Genomic DNA, 24,627 nt, shown 5'->3' on the forward strand with positions numbered 1-24,627 from the left:
CGCGCCGGCGCCCGCGCGCCCCGGTCCGGACCCGGCGGCCGGCACCCGGGCGCACCGCCGCGACGCCCGCCGCGAGGTCGACCGCCGGCGACGGCGTGACCGCCGCCGGGCCGCCCTCGGGCTCGTGCTGGCGGCGGCCGTCGTCGGCGGGTCCGGGTGGGCGCTGGTCACCGGCCGGGTCCCCGCGGAGGTCACCGACCGCGCGCTCGCGCTCGCGCCGTCGTCCTGGACCGCGGACGACGAGCGGGTCGAGCGGGTCGAGCCGGTGGGGACGGTCGAGCCGGAGGGCACGACGGTCGGGGCCGCCGTGACCACCCCGGTGACGACCGGGCCGACCGCCCCGGACCCCGCCCCGGGGGTCGGGGCCGCCGGGCCGCAGGCCGCCCCCGCGCCGACGAGCAGCGACCTGTGCGTCGAGTACGTGCGGGACGGCCTGGCCCCGGGCTCCCCCGACTACGTGACGCTCGTCGCGGCCGCGGGCGGGGCCGACCTCACGGCCTGGTGCACGGACCGGATCGGCGCCGTGGAGGGCCCCGAGAGCGGGTGACCGGCGCGGGCCGATCCGGAATACCGACCCGGGGCGGGGCGCTGTCCCCTGTATGACCGTTCCCACCATCACGCTCAACACCGGTACGACCATCCCGCAGCTCGGCTTCGGCGTCTTCCAGATCGAGCCCGGGGACACGGCCGAGGCCGTGACCCGTGCGTTCGAGGTCGGCTACCGGCACATCGACACCGCGCAGATGTACGGCAACGAGAAGGAGGTCGGCGAGGCGATCGCGTCCTCCGGCATCCCCCGCGACGAGATCTTCGTGACCTCCAAGCTCAACAACGGCTTCCACCGTCCGGACGACGCCAAGCGCGCGTTCGACGAGACGATGACCAAGCTCGGCCTGGACCGGATCGACCTGTTCCTCGTCCACTGGCCGCTGCCCACCCGCTACGACGGCGACTTCGTGTCGACGTGGCGCACGATGGCCGGCTTCGCCGACGAGGGCCGCGCCGCCGCGGTGGGCGTCTCGAACTTCCAGCCCGCCCACCTCCAGCGGATCATCGACGAGACGGGGGTCGTCCCGGCCGTCAACCAGGTCGAGGTGCACCCGTACTTCGGCAACGAGCAGGTGCGGTCCGCGAACGCCGGCCACGGCATCGCGACCGAGGCGTGGTCCCCGATCGCGCAGGGCCAGGTGCTCGACGACGCCGTGCTCGGCGAGATCGCGCAGGAGAAGGGCAAGAGCCCGGCCCAGGTCGCGCTGCGCTGGCACGTCGAGCGGGGCGACATCGTCTTCCCGAAGTCGGTGACGCCGGAGCGCATCGAGGAGAACTTCGACCTCTTCTCCTTCGAGCTCACGCCCGAGGAGGTCTCCCGGATCTCGGGTCTGGACCGCGGCGAGGACGGGCGCACCGGCCCGAACCCCGACGAGTTCGACTACATCCCCGACTGACGGCCGCGGGCGGCGCGACACCGCCGTCCCGTCGCCCGCGTGCGCCCCGCCCCGTCCGGTCCCGTCCGGGCGGGGCGTCGTCGTGTCCGCGGGCCTGCCCTCAGGACGCGGGGACCGCGGGGGTCGGTCAGGCGGGGCATCGTCGTGTCCGTGGGCCTGCCCCGTAGGACGCGGGGGTCGGGCGGGCGGGGCGTCGCCGTGTCCGCGAGCCTGGCCCGCAGCACGCGGGGACCGCGGGGGTCGGTCGGGCTGGGCGTCGTCGTGTCCGTGGGCCTGCCCTCAGGACGCGGGGACCGCGGGGGTCGGTCGGGCTGGGCGTCGTCGTGTCCGTGGGCCTGCCCTCAGGACGCGGGGACCGCGGGGGTCGGTCAGGCGCGCGCCAAGAGCTCGCCGTGGAGCACGACGAACCACCCGTCCACCTCGCCCGTCCAGGACCGCCACGCGGCCGCCATCCGGTCCAGGTCGGCGGCGGTGCAGCGTCCCTCCTCGACCAGCTGGTGGGCCAGATCGGAGCGGATGATGCGGTCGGCCCACATGCCGCCCCAGGAGGCGCGGTCCTCCGGCGTCGCGAAGCACCACGTCGAGGCGTCGGCGGCAGGGTCGACGAAGCCGGCGGCACGGGCCCAGGCGAGCAGGCGACGCCCGGCGTCGGGCTCGCCGCCGTTGGCGCGGCTCGCGTCCCGGTAGAGGTCCAGCCACCGGTCCAGGTCGGGGTCGGCCGGCCACCAGGTGAACCCGGAGTAGTCGGCGTCCCGGGCCGCGACGAGGCCGGCGGGCCGGCACACCCGGCGCATCTCGCGCAGGGCGGCGACCGGGTCGGCGACGTGCTGGAGCACCTGGTGGGCGTGGACGACGTCGAACGCGTCGTCCGGGAAGGGCAGGTGGTGGACGTCCCCGACGACGAGGTCGGCGTCGACGCCGCGACGGCCGAGCTCGGCGGCGGTGAGGGCGAGCGCGTCGTCGGTGGCCTCAAGCGCGGTGACCCGCCCGGGCGCGACGAGCGCCGCGAGGTCGGCGGTGATCGTCCCCGGCCCGGACCCGACGTCGAGCAGGTCTGCACCCGGATGAAGGTGCGGCAGCAGGTACGCGGCGGAGTTCTGCGCCGTGCGCCACCGGTGCGAGCGCAGCACCGGCTCGGCGTGGCCGTGGGTGTACCGGGTCATGCGCTCATCTTCCTCGCCTGATCCCGGAACCTTCAGGTCCGCCCAAGAACGGAGGGTGCGCGAACCCGAAGGTTTCTGCGCGATGTCACGCCCGACTGCCCCAGGGATCGCCCGACCCACCCCCCACGCCTCCCCGACTCGCCGGCCCCACCAACCCCGCGCCGGTCCCAACTTCCTCGCCTGATCCCGGAACCTTCAGGTTCGCGCAGGAACGGAGGGTGCGCGAACCCGAAGGTTCCTGCGCGATGACACGGCCGCCAGGCCGCGGCGCCGGGCAGCCGACCGGCTCAGACCGCGGCGCCGGGAGCGGGAGCGTCGTCGTGGACGAGGTCGTCGCCGATCTCGCGCCACCGCTCCCGTAGCACGCGTGGCGCGTCCTCCAGCGGGACCGCCCGCCACGTCCCGCCGTCGCGGGTGGCGAGCCCCAGGTCCTCGAGCCGCTCCAGCGCGTCGGGCACCTCGAAGTCGACGCCGTCGCCGCACCGCTCGTGCAGCCAGGTCTCCACCCGCGCGTCGAGGTCCTCGGCCGACGACGGCCCGTCGTGCAGCCCGCGGTAGGCGAGCACGGCCTCCTTGACGTCCTCGGCCTCGCCGCCGTCGAGCACGGTGTAGAGCACCCCGGGGCCGTCGGCCAGGGTGCGCGCGTACAGGCCCTCCGAGAGGTTCTTCAGGTACTCGGTCTTGCGGGTCTTGTACTTCGACCACTGCCGCCACAGGTAGCTGCCGAGGGCGGCGGCGGCGCCGAACAGGGTGACGAGCACGCCGGTCGAGATGTCCGGGGTGTCGTTGCGCAGGCCGAGGAAGGCGGCGACGAAGAGGGCGAGGAAGCCGACGGCGCTCGCGAGCTTGGTGACGGCGACGACGACGCCGCCGACGAGCGCCGGGACGCCGATGACCACCTTGTCGACGAGCCGCATCGAGACCCGGGTGCCCGGCAGCAGCATCTCGAGGTCGGGCTCGGGGACGTTCTGGAAGAGCTTGACGTGCTCGGTGCCGGGCTCGAACGGCAGGTCCTCGAGCTCGCGGCCGGCCGCCCGGTAGTGGTCGGCGTCGTGGTAGCGCGCGTACATGGCCACCCGGTCGTACTCGAGGAAGTCGACCGTGCGCGTGCGCAGGCCGTGCCAGCGCTCGACCTGCTCCTGCCGGCGCTCGACGCCGCGGCGCCAGAACCGCAGCTCGGCGAAGTCCTCGAGGTCGGCCTCCACCTGCACCGCGAAGACCGCGGACTCTCCGAGGGCCTCCTCCAGCACCCGGCGGGGCACCTCGTCGTAGTTGGCGCGGTCCAGCAGGTCCGCGAGCTCGGCGACGAGGGTGTCGCCGCCGGTCTCGGCCGAGGCCCGGGCGCTCACCCAGCGCTCCCGGTAGCGCGCGTGCAGCACGGCGCCGAGGGCGCGCGCGGCGCGGCGCATCCCGTCGGCGGTGCCGTCGTCGAGGTGCTCGGTGGCCAGCTCGACGGCCTCGGTGGTCGTCATCGGCAGGTACCTCGTCCTCGGCACGCGGCCGCCTCCCTCTCGCTCGTCGTCCTGCGCCATCGGCCCAGTGTGTCGGACGGTCCCGGGGCGCCGGCCCGGGGAGGAGTCAGTACCAGTGCGGCGAGCGGGACTGCCAGGTGCTCCAGGCCCCGCAGGGCGAGCCGTAGGAGCGGGCGATGTAGTCCAGGCCCCACCGGATCTGGGTCGCGGGGTCGGTGAGCCAGTCGCCGCCGGCAGTGGACATCTTCCAGCCGGGCAGGGCCTGCGGGATGCCGTACGCCCCCGAGCTCGGGTTGGTCGCCGACCAGCTCCAGCCCGACTCGCCGTTCCACAGCGAGACCAGGCACGAGAACTCCCCCGGGCCCCAGCCGTGGGCGGCGACGAGGGCGCGCGCCGTGGACTGCGCCGCGGCGGGCGAGCGGTCCCCGGTGGCGCCGCCGTACCCGACGACGGGGGTGGTGGCGGCGTGCTCGGCCGTCCGCTCCTGCGCGGCCCGGGACGCGGCCTCGGCGGCGGCCCGGGCCCGTGCCGCCGCACGCGCCGCGGCCCGGGCCCGTGCGGCGAGACCCTCGCGGCGACGGGTGGCCAGCGCGGCGGCTCGGGCGCGGAGGGTGTCGATGCGCCGCGACAGGGCGGTCTCCTGCGCGGCGAGGTCGGCCGCGAGGGACCGGGCCCGACGCGACGCGCGCTGCGCCGCCGCGCGGGCGGTGGTGGCGGCGTCGGCGGCCCGCTGCCGGTCGGCCTCGACCGCGGCCAGGTGCACCTCGTCGGCCCGGGCCGCGGTGGCGGCGGTCTCGGCCCGGGTGACGGCGGCGCCGGCCTCCCGGTCGCGGTCGTCGAGGACGACCTGGGCGTCGGCCATCGCCGCGGGCGAGCCGTCGAGGGCGAGCTCGAGCGAGGAGAGGTCCCCCGCGTGGGTCCAGGCGTCGGCCGCCGCGGCCGCGACCGCCCGCTGCGCCCCGCGCCGGGCGGCCCGGTCACGGGCCAGCTCGGCGGCCGCCTTGTCCGCGACCGCCGTGGCCCGCGCCAGTCGTGCCCGGGCGGCGGCCTCGGCGTCCACGGCCGCCGCGACGCCCAGCTGCAGGTCGGTGATCCGCCGGGTCAGGAGGTCCTGGCGGGCGGCGAGGGTCTGCTCGGCCGTCCGCGCCCGGCCGGCCGCGGCACGGGCCGCCGCGACGTCGCCGGCGCTCGGGACGGGGTGCCGGTCGGCGTGCGCGGCCGGTGCCGCACCGGTCGCCAGGGCGAGGACGGCGACGGCGACCCCCGGACGGAGCCACGGGCGGCGAGGACGGGACACCGCAGCAGTGTCACGCCCGCCCCACCAGCACCACGGCAGGCCGCCGACGCCCGTTCTCAGCGTCGTCTCGGCCGGCCCCGCGCCTCAGACCGGCAGGGGTGCGGTGAGGTCGTCCCGGTCGAAGACGAGACCGGGGACGTCGTCGGCGCTCGCCGCGGCGACGATCGCGTCGGTGCCCTCGGTGACCGTCTGCGGACCGCTGTGCCCGTTGAGGTCGGTGGCGGTCCAGCCGGGGTCGACGGCGCTCACCCGGACGTCCGGCAGGGCCTTCGCGTACTGGTTCGCGACCATGAACAGCGCGGCCTTGGAGGACTGGTAGACCAGGCCCGGCACCGACGACTCGGGGCGGGTGGGGTCGTTGACGAGGTCGAGGCGGCCGAGCCCGCTCGAGACCATGACGAGCCGCGGGCGCGCCGACGCGGTGAGCAGCGGCAGGAAGGCGTGCGTCACCCGCACCGGTCCGAGGAGGTTGACCCCGTACACGGGCAGGAAGTGGGCGGGGGTCGTCTCGAGGGTGTCGACCGGCTCGCCCGCGATACCGGCGTTGTTGACGAGGACGTCGAGGCCGGTGCCCGCCGCGGTGACCGTCTCGACGGCGGCGGCGACGGACGCGTCCGAGGTGACGTCGAGGGAGACGACGCGCAGGTCGGCGTCGGGCTGGTCGGCGCGGATGTCCGCGGCCGTCGCCTCCGCGGCGGCGGTGTCGCGGGCGGCCAGCCAGACCGTCCAGCCGAGCCGGGCCAGCCGGCGGCAGGTCTGCGCGCCGAGGCCCTTGTTCGCGCCGGTGACGAGGGCGGTAGTGGTGGTGTCGATGTCGGTGGTGGTGTCCATGGCTCCACGATCGGCCGGACGCGCGGCGGGTGACAGGGCGGGCGCATCGTGGGACCGGCGGTCCCACCTTCGCGGGGCCCACGGCGCGGGGCCGCGGGCGATGATGGAGGCGTGCGAGGAGACCGTGACGAGCTGGGCCGGGCACTGCGACGGGCGCGGTCCCGGGTGCGGCCGGAGGACGCCGGGCTGCCGGCCGGCACGCGGCGCCGCGTCGAGGGGCTTCGCCGCGAGGAGGTGGCGCTGCTCGCCGGCGTGAGCGTCGACTACGTCGTCCGCCTCGAGCAGGGTCGCGGGCCGACGCCGTCCGAGCAGGTGCTCACCGCCCTGTGCCGCGCACTGCGGGTGTCGCGGGACGAGCGGGACCGGATCTTCCGGCTGGCCGGTGCCGAGCCGCGCCCGGCGGGACGGGTCGACCGGCACGTCCGGCCCAGCGTGCTGCGTCTCATCGACCGCTTCACCGACCTGCCGGCCGTCGTGCTGAGCGCCGCCGGCGACGTCCTGGCCTGGAACGCCATGGCGTCGGCCCTCTTCGGCGACTGGTCGGCGCTGCCGCCGGAGCGGCGCAACCATCCCCGGCTGCGCTTCCTCCCCGACCCCGCCGACCCGCCGCGCTCGCAGGTCGGGGGCACGCCGGACGAGAAGGACCTCACCGCGCGGCAGACGGTGGCGAGCCTGCGGGCGGCGGCCGCGCGCTACCCCGACGACCCCGGGCTGCGCCGGCTGCTCGCCGACCTGCACGAGGGATCGGCATCGTTCCGGGAGCTGTGGGACGACACCGACGCCGGCCTGTGGCGCAGCCACCGCAAGACTGTCGACCACCCGAGCCTCGGCCCGGTGACGCTGGAGTGCGACGCGCTGCACCTGCCGGACTCCGACCAGACGGTGACCGTCTACTCCGCGGAGGCCGGCAGCCCCGAGGCCGAGGCGCTCGCCCTCCTGCGCGTCGTCGGCACCCAGGACCTCGCGACCCGCTGAGGCGCCCGACCGCTCCCGAGACCCCGGAACGTCACCGAGACCCCGGTTACGGAACCGGGGTCTCGGTGACATTTCGGGGTGACCCCGAAATGTCCGCCGGGGCCCGAGGCGGGGCGGGGGTGGGGTCAGGTGGGCGGGAGCTCGAGGCCGTCGCCGAAGTGGAAGAGGGCGTCGTCGCCGAACCCGGGGACGTCCTCCGGATGGCGGCGGACGGCGTCCATCGACACCGGGACGTCGAACGGCAGCCGACCGGCCGGCGGGAGCACCCCGGTGAGCGCGTCCAGCAGAGCGGGCCCGCTGGAGCCGTAGCTGCCGACGAGCGCCGCGCACACCGGCACGAGCGGGGTGAGGACGGCGGGCCGGTCGAGGGAGACGTCGAGGACCAGCGGGCACTGCGCCGCCACCCGCTGCAGCCGGGCGACCCGCCCGGGTGGGAAGTCCAGCGACCCCTGGTGGAACCACGCCTCGAGGAAGAGGTCGTCGCGGTGCTCCCACGGCGCCGCCAGCCGCACGAGCGCGACGTCGGCCTCCTCGGGGGTGTCGACGGCGAGCAGCCCGGCCGCGGCCAGGTCGTCGGCGCCCACCCCCTCGGCGTAGACGCGCGTGCCCGCCCGCAGCGGCAGCAGCGGGGCGTCGTGGCCCTCCGGCGCCTCGTTGCGCAGCAGCGTCACCGACCGCGCCTGCGCCTCGTGCCCGGCCCGCCGGTAGTCCTCGCGGCCGAGCGTCGCCATCGCGGCGTCCTCGTCGACGAACGGGTCGTCGAACAGGCCGAGCCGGAACTTCACCGCGAGCAGCCGCCGCGCGGACTCGTCGACCCGCGACTCCGGCACCCGCCCCGACCGGACGAGCCCGAGCAGCACCTCGACGCACTCCTCGCCGCCGAACTGGTCGACACCGGCGTGCAGCAGCAGCTCCATCCGGCCGGCGGGGTCGAGGTGCTCGACCCCCCACGCCCGGGCCGGCAGCACCTGGTCACCGACGTGGTTGTCGTTGACGAGCTCCCAGTCGGAGAGGACGACGCCGTCGTAGCCCAGCGTCTCGCGCAGCAGCCCGGTGACGATCCGCCGGTTGTAGCCGAACCCGACCTCCTCGACCGGCTCGCCGTCCAGCGTCACCCCGACCGGCATGCCGTAGTACGGCATGATCGCCGCCGTCCCCGCGGCGATGGCCTTCGGGAAGGGCGCGAGGTGGTCCTCGAACCGCCCTCCCGGGTAGACCTGCTCGCGGCCGTAGGGGAAGTGCGCGTCCTCCCCGTCGAGCTGCGGTCCTCCCCCCGGGAAGTGCTTGGTGACGCAGGCGACGGCGTCCGGCCCGAGGTCGCCCGAGCCCTGGAACCCCTCGAGGTAGGCCACCCCGAGGTCCCCGGAGAGCCCCGGGTCCTGCCCGAAGGTCCCCGCCTGCCGGGCCCAGCGGGGCTCGGTCGCGAGGTCGAGCGTCGGGTGCAGCGCCTGACGGATGCCGACGGCCCGGTACTCGGCGCGCGCGATGTCGGCGAACCGCCGGACGAGGTCGGGGTCGCGCAGCGCCGCGAGCCCCAGCGGCTCGGGCCACTGCGAGAACGACCCGGCGGCGAAGGAGACCCCGGCGTTCTCGACGAACCCGTGCCGCGGGTCGGTGCTCACGGTCACCGGGATGCCGTGCGGCGTGCGCTCGGCCAGCCGCTGGAGCGCGTTGCTCCAACGGGCGGCCTGCCGGGCGTCGCGCAGCTCGTGGACGTTGAAGTGCGACAGGTGCTTGCGCAGCACCACCTCGGAGGTCGGGGACTTGCTGATCTTCCCCGGCGTCTCCAGGACCTCGCCGTCCTCGCCCGCCTCGATGACGGTGTGGAACAGCAGGCCGGCCTTCTCCTCCAGCGACATCCGCGGCAGGAGGTCCGCGACCCGCTCCTCGACGGAGCGGCGGGGGTCCTCGTAGGGGTCCATCACCCCGTTGCCGTTGAGGTCGCGCCAGGCCGGCACGTCCCCCGCCGCGGGGTGGGCGACGGCGGGGGACGTGGTCGTGGGGGCCTCGGTCATGCGAGACCCGCCCCGAACTCCTCCAGCCCGATGACGGGGCGCAGCGCCCGCTCGACGGCGGGCGTGGAGAAGGAGCGCTGGATCACGCGGTTCCCGACGACGTTGCCGATCGCGCCCATGACCATGGCCTGGTCGAGGGCGAGGTAGCGGCGGGCGATGGTGCCCGAGCGCGTCGCGGCGGCGTCGAAGAAGCCGCCGGCGTCGTAGGCGCCGAGCTCGGACTCGATCCTCGCGAGGTTGGCGAAGGCCTCGCGCGGCTCGTGCATCATCGCGAGGAAGGACGCGTGCGGAGTGACCACGCCGTCACCGTACGTGGGGTTCGGGTTGGTCCCGGCGCGGCAGTCGCCGAACCCGATGTCGTAGTTCGTCATCTCCTTGTCGGAGAAGTAGCCGTCGGGGTTCATGCCGAGCGCGTCGACGCCGTACTCGCGGTAGTCGGCGAACGGGTCGGCGCACGGGGAGAAGCCCCAGTAGCCGTAACCGGCCTCGTCGAGGCCGTGCTCGCGCTGGGCCCGGACGTGCAGCGGGTGGTTGACGCCCCACGAGCGCGGCGCCCACGAGGTCTCCGGGACGAAGACCTCGGGCATGAGCTCCTCGAACATCGAGCCGCCCCAGCCGGGCACGATGTGCATGCCGCGGTAGGTGTAGGCCCCCTCGTAGACGTCGAGCCCGAGGTAGGTGCGGGTCTCACCGACCGGCTGCATCTCGGGCCAGGACCAGTCGCAGGTCTCCGGGAAGGTCCGCCACAGGGCGTAGTACTGCTTGCCCGGGATCTGGCCGGTGACGAACCCGAGGTAGCTCGTGATGCGCGTCTCGGACACGGTCGTGTCGTAGTGGTGGGTCGTGAGCCAGACGGGGTCGCCGCCGATGTGGGTGCCGAGGTACGTCCCGCCCGGGCGGCCGTCCTCCTCGGGGTAGAACCCGCCGTGGATGAGCCCGCCGGGCCGCACCTGGTGCGCCGGGTCGGAGTTGTCGTTGTAGAACGCGTCCCAGCGCATCCGCGAGAGGATCCGGCGGGCGTGGACCGCCGTGGCCCGGTCGCCGGACGTCAGGGTCAGCAGCGCGGCGCCGAGCCAGCCGTTGTCGACGCTGGAGCAGAACGGCACGACCTTCTCGCCGGTCGAGGGCCAGGTGCGCAGCACCGCGCCGGTGCCCTCGTCGTACCAGTTGTAGTACATGCCGCTCGGGGTGTGGTGCTCCATCCGCTCCAGCGTCCGCAGCGTCTGCAGGATGCGCCGGGTGGCCTCGCCGCGGGTGATGATGCCGAGCTCGCGGGCGACGAGCGCGCTCCAGAGGTACCCGCCGATGTTCGTCGGGGAGGTGTAGCCGCTGCGGTCGCCGGCGGCCAGCGACTCGGGGATGTTGTCGGCCGGCAGCCCGGTCTTCTCGTCGGTCATGGCGACGAGCGAGTGCCAGGTGTCGGCCGCCCAGCGGCGGACGGTGCCGGCGTCCCAGTCGGTCGCGAGACCGCGCAGGAACGCCGGAGCCGAGCGGACGGGGGCGGCGGCGGCCGGGGAGGCCGAGCCGGCGCCGACGACGGCGGTGCCGAGCGCGGCGGCGCCGCCGAGCAGCAGCCGTCGCCGGGAGGTGGCGGTGGGCACGTGCAGCGTGGTGGGACGGGGACTCATCGGGTTCTCCTGGGGTGGGTGGACACGGCCGGGGTGCGCCGGCCGCGGGGTGAGGTCACTTGATGCCGGTGGTCGCGATGCCCTCGATGAACCGGCGCTGGAAGACGAGGAAGACGAGGAGCACCGGGAGGACGACGACCGTCGCCCCGGCCAGCAGCAGCCCGTAGTTCGTCGAGTTCTGTCCGGTGCTGTAGAGGGCCAGCGCCACGGGCAGGGTGTAGGTCTTCTCGGTCTGGGCGACGACCAGCGGCCAGAGGAAGTTGTTCCACGAGCCGAGGAAGGTGAGGATCCCGAGCGTCGCCAGCGCCGGCCCGCACAGCGGCAGGATGATCCGGGCGAAGATGCCGATCTCGCCGGTCCCGTCGACGCGGGCGGCGTCGACGAGGTCCTTGGGCAGCCCGAGGACGAACTGCCGCATGAGGAAGACCCCGAAGGGGCTCACGAGGAACGGCAGGAACAGCCCGGGCAGTGTGTCGACGAGGCCGGCGTTGGCCACGAGGACGAACAACGGGACGAAGGTGACGACGCCCGGGATCATCAGGGTCGTCATGACGACGAGGAACAGGGCCCGCTTCCCGCGGAACTCGAGCATGGCGAAGGCGTACCCGAGCATCGAGCAGAACAGGAGGTTCCCGGCGGTCACGGCGACCGCGACGACGACCGAGTTCGTGAAGTAGTCGCCGAAGCTCAGCCGGCTGAACAGCTGGGTGTAGTTGTCCAGGGTCGCCGTCTGCGGCCACCAGGTCGGCGGCGACGAGCGCAGCTCCCCCTCGGTCTTGAACGAGCCGAGGACCATCCACGCGAACGGGGCGACGACGGCGACGAGGGCGACGGTGAGGACGCCGTAGAGCCACCAGTTGGCCTTCTTGGAGTTCAGTCCCATGCTCAGTCCTTCTCCCGCAGGAACCGGAACTGCAGCGCCGTGACGATCGCGACGAGCACGAAGATCAGGTAGCTGAGCGAGGCCGCGTAGCCGTAGTTGCCGAAACCGAACTGGTTGTAGGTGTACATCGACATCGAGATGGTCGAGTTCAGGGGTCCGCCGCTGGTCATGACGAAGGGCTCCTCGAAGAACTGGAGGTAGCCGATGCCCGTCGTCACCGAGACGAAGAGGATGGTCGGGCGCAGCATCGGCACGGTGACGTGCCGGAAGCGCTGCCACGCCGACGCGCCGTCGATGGCGGCGGCCTCGTGCAGCTGCCAGGGGACGGACTGCAGCCCGGCGAGGAAGATGATCATCCCGGTCCCGAAGTTGCGCCACGTCGCGAGCATGATGAGCGCCGGCATCGACCAGTTCGGGTCGCCGAGCCAGTTCGGCCCGGCGATGCCGACCCAGCCGAGCACGGTGTTGATGAGCCCGTAGTCGGTCTCGAGGAGGAACCGCCACACGACGGCCACGGCGACGATCGACGTGATGACCGGGGTGTAGAAGCCGAGCCGGAAGACGCTGCGGAGGCGGTGGATGCCGCGGTCGAGGGCCACGGCGGCGGCCAGGGCCACCGTGAGGGTCAGGGGGACGCCGACGAGGACGAAGTAGGCGGTGTTGGCGACCGCCTGGCGGAAGGTCGGGTCGCCGAAGGCCTTCGCGTAGTTCTCGAAGCCGACGAGGTCGACGGCGAAGGGGGTGCGCAGGTCGCGCGCCCGGGTGTCCGTGAAGCTCATGAAGAGCGACTGGAGCACCGGCCACGCGGTGAACGTGAGGAAGAGCAGGCAGAACGGGAGGGCGAGGATCCACGCGGCCCGCCCCTCCGCCCGGGCGGCGGCCCGCTTGCGCGGGGCGCCGTCCGGGACGGAGGTCTCACCGGCGGGAGCCGGAGGGGCGGTCGTCGTGGTCATGTCACTGACCGGTGCCGATGCTCTGGGCCTGCTGCTGCACCGTCTCCAGGGCCTTCTGGGGGTCGGCGCCGGTCTTGGTGACCTTCTCCATCTCGGTGTCGAAGTTCGCCACGACCTGCTCCCACGTCGGGTACGACGGCGGGGCCTTGGCGGTCGTCAGCTGCTCGCCGAAGACCTTGAGCTTGTCGTCGCCGGCCAGCGACGGGTCGTCCCAGGCGGACTGCACGGACGGCAGGTCCGTGGACATGCCGTACCACTTCACCTGGGTCTTGGGGTCGGCGAGGAACTGGACGAACTTCCACGCGGTGTCGCGCTGCTTGCTGTTCTTGAAGACGACGAAGTCCGACCCGCCGACGAACGAGGACGAGCCCGCGCTGCCGGCCGGGATCTTCGCGACCGAGTACTTGTTCTTGAAGCCCTTGCCACCGACCTTCTCGACCGCGGACATCATCCAGGGGCCGGAGATGAACATCGGCACCTTGCCGCTGGCGAAGTCCGGCTCGGTGGTCGGCTGCGCGGGGGCGGACTTGTTCGCGATGCCGTCGGTGAAGAAGGACTGGTAGTACTTCACGGCGTCGAGCATCTGCGGGGAGTCGAAGCTGTACTGGTCGTCCTTGGTCAGCTCGGCGCCCTCGCCCCAGGCGAACGGCATGATCGTCTGCCACGAGCCGGTACCGCCGGCCTGCAGGCCGATGCCCCACTTGGCGCCGGCCTTGGTCTGCATCGCCTTGGCCATGTCGTGCAGGCCCTGCCAGTCGGTGGGCGCGCTGTCGTAGCCGGCCTTCTTCGCGAGGTCGGTGCGGTAGTAGAGCAGCCGGGTCTCGACGTACCAGGGGATGCCGTAGGAGGTGCCGTTCACCTCGGTGGTCTTCTGGGCCCCCGGGAAGAAGCCGGCGGTGTCGATGTTCGAGGGCAGCGGGTCGAGCGCGTCGAGCCCGGCGAACTCGCCCATCCAGGTCGTGCCGACCATGGCGACGTCCGGGGTGCTGTTCGCGGTGATCGCGGTCGTGAACTTGTCGTGCGCGGCGTCCCACGGGATGGCGGTGACGTTGACCTTGGCACCGGGGTTGGCGGCCTCGAAGTCCTTGGCGAGGTCGGGCAGCTTCTCGCCCTCGGCGCCCATCGCCCAGACGGTGATGGTGCCGTCGGCCTTGCCGCTCTCGACGGCGGCGCCGGTGGTCGCCGCCCCGCCTCCGGTCTCGTCGGCGCGGCCGCAGGCGCTCAGGGTCAGGGCCGTGGTGGCCACGAGGGCCAGGACCGTGGTCGTTCGTCTCATCTCGTGCTCTCTTTCTGGGGGGTGGGGCGGAGAGAAGTCGGGGGGATCGGGGAGGGCCGCGGCTCAGCGCGGGCCGGCGTCGCGTCCCGGTTCGGGGCAGCCGCAGGAGCCACGGCGCACGACCCGGGTCGCGAGGACGGCCGACGGCTCGGTCGCCAGGCCGCTGACCCGGGCGTGGAGGCGCCGGGCGACGAGGGCGCCGAGCTCGCGCACGGGCTGCTGGACGGTCGTCAGGCCCGGCCGGACGTAGCGGGCGGCCATGATGTCGTCCCAGCCGGTGACGGCCAGGTCGTCCGGGACGCGGTGGCCGGCAGCGGCCAGCCGGTCGGTGACGGCGAGCGCGATCTCGTCGTTGGCGCAGACGAGGGCGTCGGTGGGCAGGCCGTCGGCGAGCAGCCGCTCGACGGCGACGACACCGTCGGCCTCGCGCAGGCCGACGCGCACGGGCTCCCCGGCCTCCACGCCGCGGGCCTCCAGTGCCCGGACGAAGCCGACGTGCCGCTCGCGGACGTCGGGGGCGATGTCGGGGTCGCCGACGAAGACCGGACGGCTGCGGCCGTGGTCGTCCAGGAGGTGGGCGGTGAGCTCGGTGCTGCTCGTGACGTTCTCCGCCGTCAGCCGGTCGACGCCCGGCGTCTGCGCACCGGCGACGACGAGCAGCGGCTTGGTCCGGGCGGTCCGGCGCAGCGCCTCGTCGGGGACGATGCCGCCGAGGACGGCGATGCCGTCGACGCCGGCGGCGAGGCGGGTGAAGCGCTCGACGGAGAGGGTGCGGTCGTGGTCGGCGAGCGAGAGGAGGACCGAGAGCCCGTCCTCGGCGGCGGCCTCCTCGAAGCCCATGAGCAGCTCGGAGAAGTAGGGGCCGTCGAGCTCGGGCAGCACCAGGCCCAGCGCCTCGTGCTGGCGGACGGCCAGGCTGCGGGCGGCGGCGTGCGGGGTGTAGTCGAGGTGCTGGATGGCGGCCAGGACCTTGTCCCGGGTGCGCTCCGACACGGCCGCCGAGCCCTGCACGACGCGCGAGACGGTGGCGATGGACACGCCCGCGGCCTCGGCGACGGAGTAGATCGTCGCCCCGGCGGGGACGGGAGCCGCACTGCTCGCCACCATGTCGGCGCTACCTCCTTGTAAGCGCTTACAAAACTGCTGTGAGCGCTTACATTGCCACAGGGGTGGGGGTCGGGGGAAGGCCCCGGGCGAGGAAATCTCGGTTCCCGTCGAGGCCCCTCGCGTCCGGCCCCGGGCGCTGCGCAGGCGTGGACACCCGCTGCCGGAGCGGGGACGTGGGTGGAAGTCGTCGCTCTGCTGGGATCCGCACCCACGGTCCGGGTGGGGAGATGATGCGCGAGGGGGGACGGGTCAGGGGCGGCGGGTGCGGCGCCGGCCGAGGAGGGCGTCCAGGCCCCAGTAGAGCGCCGCGACGACGAGGCCGAAGACGAGGATGAGCGCCAGCGTGCGCAGCACGGCGGGGTAGCCGAGCTCGGTGACGTTCGCGAAGCCGTACGGGTAGGCCCCGACGACGGCGCCGCGGGCCAGCATCCAGCCGATCCACGCCACCGGCAGGACGAGGGCGAGCGGGACGAGCCGGGCACTCACCCACCCTCGGGGGCCGACCGCGACCCAGACCACGACGGTGACGATCGGGGTGAGAACGTGGAGGATCGGGTCGGTGAGCAGGGACCAGCCCACGACGTCGGCGGTCGGCGCGAGGAGCACCTGGTAGACGATCGCGGTGACGGTGATCATGAGCAGTGCGTCGAGCCGCAGGACCCGCACGGCGAGCCCCCGCGGCACCGGCCGGCGCAGGAGCAGCGTGACCGACAGGGCGACGACGACGTTGGACCAGATCGTGAAGTAGCTGAGGGTGTCGGCCACCCGGGAGAGCACCCCGGCGGCCCCGTCCGGGTGCGCGCCGTACAGCCCCGGGGGCGGCGTCGTCGCGCGGTACCCGCCGACCGCGGAGACGGCGACGGTGAGGGCGACGCCGAGCCAGGCCAGCCCGGCGTTGACGGCCACCGCGGTCCGCCGCCACCCGGTGAGCGCCCCGGCGTCCTCGTCGACCACGAGCGGAGACTACTGCCGCCGCCTGCACCCGGGAGGGCCGGAGCGGCGGGCGGGGACGCCACGCCGCGCGAACGCTCGCGGGGACCGGCCGCGTCGGTCACACTGACGCCCATGGGCAAGCCCTTCACCGTGAGCCGCGAGACGATCGTCCTCGCCCCGCCCGAGGCGGTCCGCGGCCTCCTCGACGACTTCCACGCCTGGCGCGCCTGGTCGCCGTGGGAGGACCTCGACCCGGACATGGAGCGGACGTACTCGGGCCCGGACTCCGGCGTCGGCGCGCGCTACGCCTGGGACGGCAACAAGCGCGCCGGCCGCGGCACGATGGAGCTCACGGGGGTGCAGCCGCACCGGGTCGACGTCGCGGTGGCGTTCGAGAAGCCCTTCCCCTCGCGCTCGCGGGTCGAGTTCGTCCTCACCCCGCAGGAGGGCGAGACCCACGTCGAGTGGTTCATGCGCGGCGAGCTCGGGCTCGTGCAGCAGGCGTTCGCCCTGGTCAAGCCCATGGACGAGCTCATGGGCCCGGACCTGGAGCGCGGGCTCGCGAACCTCAAGGCGCAGGCCGAGACCGAGGCCGGCTCGGTCGCCTGACCGCCGTCCTCCCCGCGAGCGGTCGGCCGCGACCGGCGGCCCCGACCGGCGGCCGCTGCGGCATAGGCTGGCGCGATGAGCGTCGGTGCACCGGTGGCGGACCCCGCCGCGGACGTCCCGGACGGGCTGGCCTGGCACTACACCGACGGCCCCGGGCTGCTCGCCATCCTCGCGACGCACACGCTGTGGGCGACGGCGGCGCCGTTCCTCAACGACCGCGAGGAGGTCCGGCTCGGCGGCCGGCTCCTCGCGGAGCGCATCCTCGAGACCGGCTCCGGCGGCGACCCCGCCCTGACCCGCGAGCTCGCCGAGCGCGTGAGCGAGTCCAGCGAGCGCGGTGAGGGCCCCGGCCCCGGCAGCGCCTACATCCTCAGCGCGAGCAGCGCCCCGGACTCGCTGGCCATGTGGCGCCTCTACGGCGGTGTGCGCGAGTCGTACGCGCTCGGCCTGGACCCCGCCGCCGACCTCGCGGTGCTCGCCACCGGCGAGGTCGAGCTCGTCGCCGGCCGCCGCGACGGGCTCTACCTCTACCACCAGGGCTGGCGACCGGTCCGCTACCGCCCGGAGGAGCAGCGGGCGCTCGTCGACACGGCGCTCACCCATCTCGGCGGCCTCGCCGAGGTCCTCGGCGGCCGGCCGCGGGACGGGGAGCCGCGCGACGAGGACCCGCCGCCCCCGCCGGAGGTCGAGGCCCGGGTCGCCCCCTTCCTCGACGCGATGCAGGAGGCGCTGCTCCTCGTCAAGCACGAGGGCTTCGCGGACGAGCGCGAGACCCGCTACGCCGTCGTGCTCGTCGCCGGCGACGGCCCCGGCGGGCGTGCGGCCGAGGCGCGCCTGCTGTCCTACCGCGCCTCCGCCTACGGCCTGGCCCCGTACGTCCGCCTGACCGGCGCCGACCCCGCCCGGCCGGGCGGCCCCGTCGTCACCGCGGCGTCCCCGCTGCCGGTGCGTGCCGTCGCCGTCTCGCCCTCGCCGCACGGGGCCGAGTCGACCGGCTCGGTCCGGCGGGCGCTGCTCGCCCACGGCTACGACGTCCCCGTCCACCGCTCGGCCATCCCCTTCCGGAGCTGACCGTGACCACACCCGCGCACGTCGGCCACGCCGCCGAGGAGGGCCCCGTGTCCGTGTCGCCCGGACTGCTCACCGACCGCTACGAGCTGACGATGCTCACCTCGTTCGTCCGCGACGGCAGCGTCGACCACCCCGCGGTCTTCGAGGCCTTCGCCCGGCGGCTGCCCGAGGGCCGGCGCTACGGCGTCGTCGCGGGCCTCGGGCGGCTCGTGCCGATGATCGCCGACTTCGCCTTCACCGGCGAGGAGGTCGACTGGCTGCACGCGCAGGGCGTCCTCGACGAGCAGAGCGCCGCGTGGCTACGCGACTTCCGTTTCGGAGGCGACGTCGACGCCTACCCCGAGGGCGACCTGTACTTCCCGGGCAGCCCGGTGCTCACCGTCCGCGGCACGCTCGGCGAGTGCGTGATGCTCGAGACGCTCGTGCTGTCGGTGCTCAACCACGACAGCGCCATCGCGAGCGCCGCCGCCCGCATGACGACCGCCGCCGGCGACCGGCCGCTCGTCGAGATGGGCAGCCGCCGCACCCACGAGGACGCCGCCGTCGCCACCGCGCGGGCCGCCTACCTCGCCGGCTTCACCTCGACGAGCAACCTCGCCGCCGGCCGGCTGCACGGCGTGCCCACCGTCGGCACGGCGGCCCACGCCTTCACCCTGGCGCACGAGTCCGAGGCCGCGGCGTTCGCCAGCCAGGTCGCGACCCAGGGCACGGGGACCACGTTGCTCGTCGACACCTACGACGTCGCCGAGGGCATCCGGACCGCGGTCGAGGTGGCCGGCCCCGGGCTCGGCGCGGTGCGGATCGACTCCGGCGACCTCGCCGAGACGGCGGCGATGGCCCGGACGCTGCTCGACGGGCTGGGGGCCACGGAGACCCGCATCACGGCGACGAGCGACCTCGACGAGTACGTCATCACGGCGCTGGCCGACGCCCCCATCGACGGCTACGGTGTCGGCACCCGGGTGGCGACGGGGTCCGGGCACCCGACGGCGAGCATGGTCTACAAGCTCGTCGCCGTCGGCCGCGAACCCGGCGGCCGGCTGCACCCGGTGGCGAAGAAGAGCCACGACAAGGTGTCCGTGGGCGGCGCCAAGACGGCCTGGCGGCGCTACGACGGCGAGGTCCTCGTCGAGGAGTGGTACCGGGACGACGACACCGACCAGCCGGGCGCCCGCCGGGTCCAGGTCCCCGTCCTGCGGGACGGCCGGGTGGTCCACGACCCGCCGCTGACCGAGGTCCGGACGCACTGCGCGGCCGCGGTCGCGTCCCTGCCGGCCGCCGCCCGTGGGGTCGCCGCCGGCCCGCCCTACCTGACCGTCAGCTCCAAGGAGTCCCCATGACCACCGCCCTGCTCGTCGTCGACGTCCAGAACGACTTCGTCGAGGGCGGCTCCCTCGGCGTCGAGGGGGGCGCCGAGGTCGCCCGCCGGATCACCGAGCACCTCGCCGCCCACGGCGCGGACTACGCCGCCGTCGTCGCCTCCCGCGACTGGCACGAGCCGCACTCCGACAACGGCGGCCACTTCGCCGCGCCGGGCGAGGAGCCGGACTTCGACACGACGTGGCCCGCGCACTGCGTGACGAGCGGACCGGGCGCCGACTACGCGCCGGGGCTCGACGTCTCGGCGGTCACCCACCACGTCCGCAAGGGGCAGGGGGAGCCGGCGTACAGCGCCTTCGAGGGCGTGCTCGAGGACGGCCGGCGCCTGGCCGACGTGCTGCGCGACCTCGGCGTCGACGCCGTCGAGGTCACCGGCATCGCCACCGACTTCTGCGTCCGGGCCACGGTCCTCGACGCCCGCCGCGAGGGGTTCGCCGTCCGGCTGCTGCCGGGGCTGCACGCCGGCGTCGCGCCGGGGTCGAGCCGGGCTGCCCTGGACGAGATGGCCGCGGCCGGCGCCGAGGTGGCGCCGTGAGCGAGCACCCGCCGTTCGCCGTCACCGTCGACCTCGCGGTCTTCACCATCCGCGACGGCGTCTTCTCGGTGCTGCTCGTCGAGCGCGGCGGCGAGCCGTTCGCGGGGTCGTGGGCCCTGCCCGGCGGGTTCGTCGAGGCCGACGAGGACGCCGAGACGGCGGCCTGGCGCGAGCTGCGCGAGGAGACCGGCGTCGACCGGTTCGAGGGCCACCTCGAGCAGCTGCGGACCTACTCCGCGCCGGATCGCGACCCGCGGATGCGCGTCGTCTCGGTCGCCCACGTCGCCTTCGCCCCCGACCTGCCGGAGCCGGAGGCGGGGTCGGACGCGGCCGGGGCGCGCTGGTGGGCGGTCGACGACCTGCTGGCCGGCGGGGTCGACGCGCCGTCGCTGGCCTTCGACCACGAGGAGATCCTCCGCGACGCCCGCGAGCGGGTACGGGCCAAGCTCGAGTACACGACGCTGGCCCGCGAGTTCGTCGCCGAGCCGTTCACCCTCCCCGAGCTGCGCCGGGTCTACGCCGCCGTGTGGGGGACCCCGCCGGACCTCGGCGGCTTCCGGCGCAAGGTGCTCGGCACCGACGGGTTCGTCGTCGCCACCGACACCCACGGGTCCTCGGCCGCCGGCGGACGGCCCGCGCTGCTCTACCGCCGCGGCACCGCCACCGACGTCCAGCCGCCGATGCTGCGTCCTCCCGCCGCCGCCTCCTGACCGGGCGGGCCGATCGTGGCGGCCGACCCGCCGATGTGGTGGGATCGTCGTCGGCACCGCGCCGGTGCCGCCCGTCCCGGACGGACGACGACGACCACGACGACGACGAAGGACGGCCGATGACCGCGATCCCGCCCGCGACCCACGGGGTGCACTCCGAGGTCGGCACGCTGCGCCGCGTCCTGGTCTGCCGGCCGGGCCTGGCGCACCGGCGGCTCACCCCGAGCAACTCCGCGGACCTGCTGTTCGACGACGTCATGTGGGTGGAGCAGGCCCAGCGCGACCACGCCGACTTCGTCGACAAGCTCGTGGCCCGCGGGGTCGAGGTCGTCGAGCTGCACGACCTGCTGGCCGAGACCCTCGCCATCCCCGGGGCGCGGGACTGGCTGCTGGACCGCAAGATCGTGCCGAACACCGTGGGCCTGGGGCTCGTCGACCGCACCCGCGCGTTCCTGGAGTCGCTGGACCCGATGCGCCTGGCGGAGTTCCTCGTCGGCGGGCTCGCCATCCCCGACCTGCCCGACGAGTTCCGCACCCCGTGGGTCGTCCTCGCCCGCGAGCAGACCGGCACCCGCGAGTACCTGCTGCCGCCGCTGCCGAACACGCTCTACACCCGCGACACGACGTGCTGGGTGTACGGCGGGCTCACCCTCAACCCCCTGTACTGGGGTGCGCGCGAGCAGGAGACGCTGCTCTACAAGGCGATCTACACCTTCCACCCCGACTACCGGGACAGCACGATCTGGTGGGGCGACCCGGAGGCCGACTGGCACGAGGCCACCGTCGAGGGCGGCGACGTCATGCCGGTGGGCAACGGTGTCGTCCTCATGGGGATGAGCGAGCGCACCTCCCGCCAGGGCATCACGCAGGTGGCGGCGTCGCTCTTCGCGCAGGGCGCGGCCGAGCAGGTGATCGTCGCCGGGATGCCGCGGCTGCGGGCCGCGATGCACCTCGACACCGTCTTCACCTTCGCCGACCGCGACGTCGTCACGCTCTACCCGACGATCATGGACGGGGTCCACACCTTCGTGCTGCACCCGTCCGACGACGACCTCGGCGTCGAGGTCGAGGACCGCGGTGAGGGCACCTTCACCAAGGTCGTCGGCGAGGCCCTCGGGGTCGGGGACCTGCGGGTCATCGAGACCGGCGGCGACGTGTACGCCTCCGAGCGCCAGCAGTGGGACAGCGGCAACAACGCCGTCGCCGTCGAGCCCGGCGTCGTCTTCACCTACGACCGCAACACGACGACGAACGCGCTGCTGCGCGCCGCCGGCGTCGAGGTGGTCGAGATCGTCGGCTCCGAGCTCGGCCGCGGCCGGGGTGGCGGTCACTGCATGACCTGCCCGCTCGTCCGCGACCCCGTCGACTACTGACGCCCCCCGCCGGCCCTCAGGTCCGGAGGCGGGCGGGGAGTCCGAACTCGGTGTAGGTGCCGGCCGAGTGCAGCACCGAGTCCGGTGGCGTGCCGGCCAGGTCGCCGAACCCGGCGGCGGCGACGAGGTCGTCGTCCAGCCGGTCCAGGGTGGCGCGGCGCAGCGGCCACGGCTCGTGGGTGTTCGGGATCCACAGCGTGCGGCCCGCGACGACACTGTGCAGCCCGAAGCGCGCGGTGACGAACTGCTCGACCGGTGACGGCTCCGCGACCGGCGCGCCCACCGTCACGTCCATCCGGCTCGCGGCCCCGCGGGGACCGGGCCAGCGGCGCCGGGTCTCGTAGCGGACCCGGTCCCGCTCGCGACTGGTCCGCATCCGGGCCCAGGTGTACCGGGTGCCGGTGACGGCCCGGGCGCCGAGGGCGACGAGCAGCCGCTGGCACTCCAGCGACGCGAACACGACCCCGTGGCGCCCCGCGTCGTCGACGGCGTAGAGGCGGACGTTGGTCTCGAGGAAGTCCCCGAGCCACGGCACCCGTGGGCCGACCCCGAACCCGGCGTGCTCCATCCGGAACGGGATGAGCCCGACGTACGTCGCGCCGTCGAGCACGTCCGGTCGGGTGCCGGGAGGCAGGTGCGGGGCGACGAGCGCCGGGTCCACCGCCCAGTGCACGAACGTGATGTCCGCCCAGGTCTGGCGCATGGATCGTCGACCGGTGAGCGGCGGCGGCGCGGGGTCGAACATCGGTCAGACGGAGAGGGCGTCCAGCTCCTCGGTGACCGGGGTGTCCCCGCCGTTGAACTCCAGGACGAGCCCGGCGGTGTCCGGGCGGTCCAGGACGTCGGCGATGACGAGGGCGACGTCGGCCCGGGGGACCGAGCCCGCCTCGGCGCCGGTGCGCGGGGTCTCGATGGCGCCGGTGCCGGCGTCGTCGGTGAGGGCGCTGGGCCGCACGAGCGTCCAGGACAGGCCGGAGCCGACGAGGTGGGCGTCGGCGGCCGTCTTGGCGTCGGCGTAGGCGAAGAACGGGTCGTCCTCGGAGACGCCGTGGTCGGGCCCGGCGCCGAAGTAGCTGAGCATCACGTAGCGGCCGACGCCCGCGGAGGACGCGGCGTCCATCGAGCGGATGGCGGCGTCACGGTCGACGGCGTAGGTGCGCTCGGCGTCGCCGCCGCCCGCGCCGGCCGTCCAGACGACGGCGTCCTGGCCGCGCACGAGGTCGGCGATCTCGGTGGTCGACAGCTGCTGGACGTCGGCGACGGCCGCGGTGGCGCCGTCGGACTCGACGTCGCCGACCTGGTCGGGGTCGCGCACGACCGCGGTCACGTCGTGGCCCCGCTCGGCGAGGATCGGGTGCAGGTTCCGGGCCACCTTGCCGTGGCCTCCGATGATGAGTACGCGCATGTCCGGGCCAACAGGCGCCCCGCCGTGCCTGTTCCGCGGGTGGCCGCGGGGTTCGACGGCCCTCGCCCGCGTCAGGCGACGGAGCGCAGCACGCCGAGGACCTGCGCGGCGTGCCGGTCCGGCGGGAAGACCGGGTACAAGACCCGCTCGACGACGCCGTCGCGCACGAGGAGGGTCAGCCGCGCCAGGAGGGTCCGGCCGCCGGCCGCGAACGTCGGCAGCCGCCAGGCCCGGGCCAGGTCGAGACCGGCGTCGGAGAGCACCGGGTAGGGCAGCCCGAGGCGCTGCGCGAGCTCGCGCTGCTCGGCGCCGGTCTGGGTCGAGACGCCGAGCACGTGGTCGGCGCCCGCGGCGCGCAGGTCGGCGTGGTGGTCGCGGAAGCCGCAGGACTCGGGGGTGCAGCCGCGCGCGCCGGGGATGGCGTCCCAGCCCTCCGGCAGGGCGACGCCCGGCGTGCCGGTCATCGGGTACGCGGAGAGGACGACGAGCCCGGCGAGGTCGGGGAGGTGGACGTCCGTGCCGTCGGTGGCGGGCAGGGTGACGTCGGGGACGGCGCTGCCGGGCAGGTGCGCCGCCCGGCCGTCGTCCTGCGGCACGGGCAGGTCGGCGGGCAGGGAGCCGAGGTCGGTCACGGCGTCCTCCTCACGTGGTCGGCCGGTCGTCGGCGACAGCCTGGCACGGCTCCGCGTCCCGCGGTCAGGAGGCGGTGAGCACGGCCGCGGCGGCGACCGCGAGGCCGGCGAGGGCCAGCACGGTGCGGGCGGCGTCGGCGAGGCGGAGCCGGCGCAGGAGGGCGGGGGTGGGCCCCTCCCGGCCGAGCGCCCCGTGGGTCGGAGCCGCCGCGAGGGCGGTGACGGCGAGGACGAGGCCCTGGGCCAGGACGGCGACCAGCGTCACCGGGGTGCGCGGGCCGGCGACGAGCACCCACGTCCCGGCGCCCAGCACCGCCGCGTACGTCGGCACGACGAGCGCGAGGATGCGCCGCGAGTGCGCGTCGTGGGCGGGGGCGAACCGGTCGCGGGGGTGCGCGGCGAGCGTCGGGTAGACGATGAGGGTCACCGTGGACTGGAAGGCGGCGTGCCAGGCCGCGACGAGCGCGAGGACGACCACGGGTGTCGGTGCCACGGCCCCATTCTCCGGTGCCGGCGGCGGGGTCGGTCACCATGGGCCGGTGACCGACAGCGAACCCGCCCGCCCCACGGTGCCCGCGCCCCGGCCGCCGGACCTCACCGACGCCGAGCGGGTCGCGCGGGCCACGGCGTTCGCCGACCTCATGGCGACGCGGCGCTCGGTGCGCGACCTCGCGCCGGACCCGGTGCCGCTGGACGCGGTGCGCGCCGCCGTCCGGGCCGCGGCCAGTGCCCCGAGCGGGGCGAACCTCCAGCCGTGGCGCTTCGTACTCGTCACCGACCCGGAGGTCAAGCGGCGCATCCGCGAGGGCGCCGAGGCCGAGGAGCGCGATTTCTACGGCCGGCGCGCCGGGGCGGAGTGGCTGTCGGCGCTGGCGCCGCTCGGCACCGACGCCGACAAGCCGTTCCTCACGACCGCGCCGGTGCTCGTCGTCGT

General features: G+C 74.9%; 24 protein-coding genes and 1 pseudogene. 10 read left to right on the top strand and 15 right to left on the bottom strand.

All coding sequences use genetic code 11. The features are described 5' to 3' along the window. Positions 1-547, top strand: a pseudogene (locus tag EPD83_RS15705) (hypothetical protein); the annotation flags it as partial. A gap of 52 nt (positions 548-599) precedes the next feature. Next, positions 600-1,445, top strand: coding sequence for an aldo/keto reductase (locus tag EPD83_RS15710; protein WP_128368431.1), 846 nt, complete (start codon positions 600-602; stop codon positions 1,443-1,445). 368 nt (positions 1,446-1,813) lie between these two features. Here the strand turns inward: EPD83_RS15710 and EPD83_RS15715 are convergent, their stop codons facing one another. From EPD83_RS15715 to EPD83_RS15730, 4 genes are all read right to left on the bottom strand, one after another. Further along, entirely contained in the window at positions 1,814-2,608 is a 795-nt protein-coding gene (locus EPD83_RS15715; protein WP_128367998.1) for a methyltransferase domain-containing protein, read from the bottom strand. 287 nt (positions 2,609-2,895) lie between these two features. Then, positions 2,896-4,080 carry a TMEM143 family protein gene (locus EPD83_RS15720; protein WP_164896668.1) on the bottom strand — a complete coding sequence of 395 codons (1,185 nt, stop codon included), beginning with the start codon at positions 4,078-4,080 and terminating at the stop codon, positions 2,896-2,898. Positions 4,081-4,186: 106 nt separating this feature from the next. After that, the gene (locus tag EPD83_RS15725; protein WP_165566831.1) at positions 4,187-5,377 is read right to left on the bottom strand and encodes an aggregation-promoting factor C-terminal-like domain-containing protein; all 1,191 of its coding nucleotides are present in this window, start codon (positions 5,375-5,377) and stop codon (positions 4,187-4,189) included. A gap of 84 nt (positions 5,378-5,461) precedes the next feature. After that, a complete protein-coding gene (locus tag EPD83_RS15730) occupies positions 5,462-6,208 on the bottom strand; it encodes an SDR family NAD(P)-dependent oxidoreductase (protein WP_165566832.1) in 747 nt (248 codons plus the stop codon). 111 nt (positions 6,209-6,319) lie between these two features. Between EPD83_RS15730 and EPD83_RS15735 the strand changes: the two genes are divergently transcribed. Further along, positions 6,320-7,183, top strand: a complete 864-nt coding sequence (locus tag EPD83_RS15735) for a helix-turn-helix transcriptional regulator (RefSeq protein ID WP_128367859.1) — start codon at positions 6,320-6,322, stop codon at positions 7,181-7,183. 125 nt (positions 7,184-7,308) lie between these two features. Here the strand turns inward: EPD83_RS15735 and EPD83_RS15740 are convergent, their stop codons facing one another. The 7 genes from EPD83_RS15740 to EPD83_RS15770 all read right to left on the bottom strand — a co-directional run bounded on the left by EPD83_RS15740 (position 7,309) and on the right by EPD83_RS15770 (position 15,999). After that, positions 7,309-9,198: a glycoside hydrolase family 3 protein gene (locus tag EPD83_RS15740; protein ID WP_165566833.1), complete on the bottom strand. Its 1,890-nt coding sequence runs from the start codon at positions 9,196-9,198 to the stop codon at positions 7,309-7,311. Next, entirely contained in the window at positions 9,195-10,826 is a 1,632-nt protein-coding gene (locus tag EPD83_RS15745) for a glucoamylase family protein (protein WP_128366309.1), read from the bottom strand. The genes EPD83_RS15740 and EPD83_RS15745 overlap by 4 nt, the downstream gene beginning before the upstream one ends. 55 nt (positions 10,827-10,881) lie before the next feature. Continuing rightward, complete coding sequence (locus EPD83_RS15750) at positions 10,882-11,709, bottom strand: carbohydrate ABC transporter permease (RefSeq protein ID WP_128366310.1); 828 nt, start codon at positions 11,707-11,709, stop codon at positions 10,882-10,884. A 2-nt stretch (positions 11,710-11,711) separates the two neighbouring features. Continuing rightward, the gene (locus EPD83_RS15755) at positions 11,712-12,662 is read right to left on the bottom strand and encodes a carbohydrate ABC transporter permease (protein ID WP_128366311.1); all 951 of its coding nucleotides are present in this window, start codon (positions 12,660-12,662) and stop codon (positions 11,712-11,714) included. 1 nt (position 12,663) lies between these two features. Beyond that, positions 12,664-13,938, bottom strand: a complete 1,275-nt coding sequence (locus EPD83_RS15760) for a sugar ABC transporter substrate-binding protein (RefSeq protein ID WP_128366312.1) — start codon at positions 13,936-13,938, stop codon at positions 12,664-12,666. Between the two features lie 63 nt (positions 13,939-14,001). Next, positions 14,002-15,045, bottom strand: a complete 1,044-nt coding sequence (locus EPD83_RS15765; protein WP_128366313.1) for a LacI family DNA-binding transcriptional regulator — start codon at positions 15,043-15,045, stop codon at positions 14,002-14,004. 249 nt (positions 15,046-15,294) lie between these two features. Further along, complete coding sequence (locus EPD83_RS15770) at positions 15,295-15,999, bottom strand: Pr6Pr family membrane protein (RefSeq protein ID WP_128366314.1); 705 nt, start codon at positions 15,997-15,999, stop codon at positions 15,295-15,297. Between the two features lie 111 nt (positions 16,000-16,110). Between EPD83_RS15770 and EPD83_RS15775 the strand changes: the two genes are divergently transcribed. The 6 genes from EPD83_RS15775 to EPD83_RS15800 all read left to right on the top strand — a co-directional run bounded on the left by EPD83_RS15775 (position 16,111) and on the right by EPD83_RS15800 (position 21,656). Then, a complete protein-coding gene (locus EPD83_RS15775; RefSeq protein WP_128366315.1) occupies positions 16,111-16,587 on the top strand; it encodes an SRPBCC family protein in 477 nt (158 codons plus the stop codon). Between the two features lie 75 nt (positions 16,588-16,662). After that, positions 16,663-17,658 (top strand): hypothetical protein, encoded by a 996-nt coding sequence (locus tag EPD83_RS15780; RefSeq protein WP_165566834.1) that lies wholly within the window; start codon positions 16,663-16,665, stop codon positions 17,656-17,658. 2 nt (positions 17,659-17,660) lie between these two features. Further along, positions 17,661-18,998: a nicotinate phosphoribosyltransferase gene (locus EPD83_RS15785; protein ID WP_268951209.1), complete on the top strand. Its 1,338-nt coding sequence runs from the start codon at positions 17,661-17,663 to the stop codon at positions 18,996-18,998. Beyond that, a complete protein-coding gene (locus EPD83_RS15790) occupies positions 18,995-19,573 on the top strand; it encodes an isochorismatase family protein (protein ID WP_128367979.1) in 579 nt (192 codons plus the stop codon). The genes EPD83_RS15785 and EPD83_RS15790 overlap by 4 nt, the downstream gene beginning before the upstream one ends. Continuing rightward, positions 19,570-20,283, top strand: a complete 714-nt coding sequence (locus EPD83_RS15795; protein ID WP_128367980.1) for an NUDIX hydrolase — start codon at positions 19,570-19,572, stop codon at positions 20,281-20,283. The genes EPD83_RS15790 and EPD83_RS15795 overlap by 4 nt, the downstream gene beginning before the upstream one ends. 119 nt (positions 20,284-20,402) lie before the next feature. Continuing rightward, entirely contained in the window at positions 20,403-21,656 is a 1,254-nt protein-coding gene (locus EPD83_RS15800) for an arginine deiminase (protein WP_128367981.1), read from the top strand. 16 nt (positions 21,657-21,672) lie between these two features. Here the strand turns inward: EPD83_RS15800 and EPD83_RS15805 are convergent, their stop codons facing one another. The 4 genes from EPD83_RS15805 to EPD83_RS15820 form a co-directional block, all read right to left on the bottom strand. Further along, positions 21,673-22,359, bottom strand: a complete 687-nt coding sequence (locus EPD83_RS15805; protein WP_235950661.1) for a YqjF family protein — start codon at positions 22,357-22,359, stop codon at positions 21,673-21,675. A gap of 45 nt (positions 22,360-22,404) precedes the next feature. Next, on the bottom strand, positions 22,405-23,061 hold the full coding sequence (locus tag EPD83_RS15810; RefSeq protein WP_128368140.1) for an SDR family oxidoreductase: 657 nt from the start codon (positions 23,059-23,061) through the stop codon (positions 22,405-22,407). Positions 23,062-23,132: 71 nt separating this feature from the next. Next, positions 23,133-23,693 (bottom strand): peroxiredoxin, encoded by a 561-nt coding sequence (locus tag EPD83_RS15815; RefSeq protein ID WP_128368139.1) that lies wholly within the window; start codon positions 23,691-23,693, stop codon positions 23,133-23,135. A gap of 64 nt (positions 23,694-23,757) precedes the next feature. Next, positions 23,758-24,186, bottom strand: coding sequence for a hypothetical protein (locus EPD83_RS15820; RefSeq protein ID WP_164896707.1), 429 nt, complete (start codon positions 24,184-24,186; stop codon positions 23,758-23,760). A 46-nt stretch (positions 24,187-24,232) separates the two neighbouring features. Between EPD83_RS15820 and EPD83_RS15825 the strand changes: the two genes are divergently transcribed. Continuing rightward, on the top strand, positions 24,233-24,627 hold a 395-nt coding region (locus tag EPD83_RS15825), incomplete at its 3' end, for a nitroreductase family protein (protein ID WP_205859560.1).

Source organism: Phycicoccus flavus, from assembly GCF_004025965.2.
Classification (GTDB): Bacteria; Actinomycetota; Actinomycetes; order Actinomycetales; family Dermatophilaceae; genus Phycicoccus; species Phycicoccus flavus.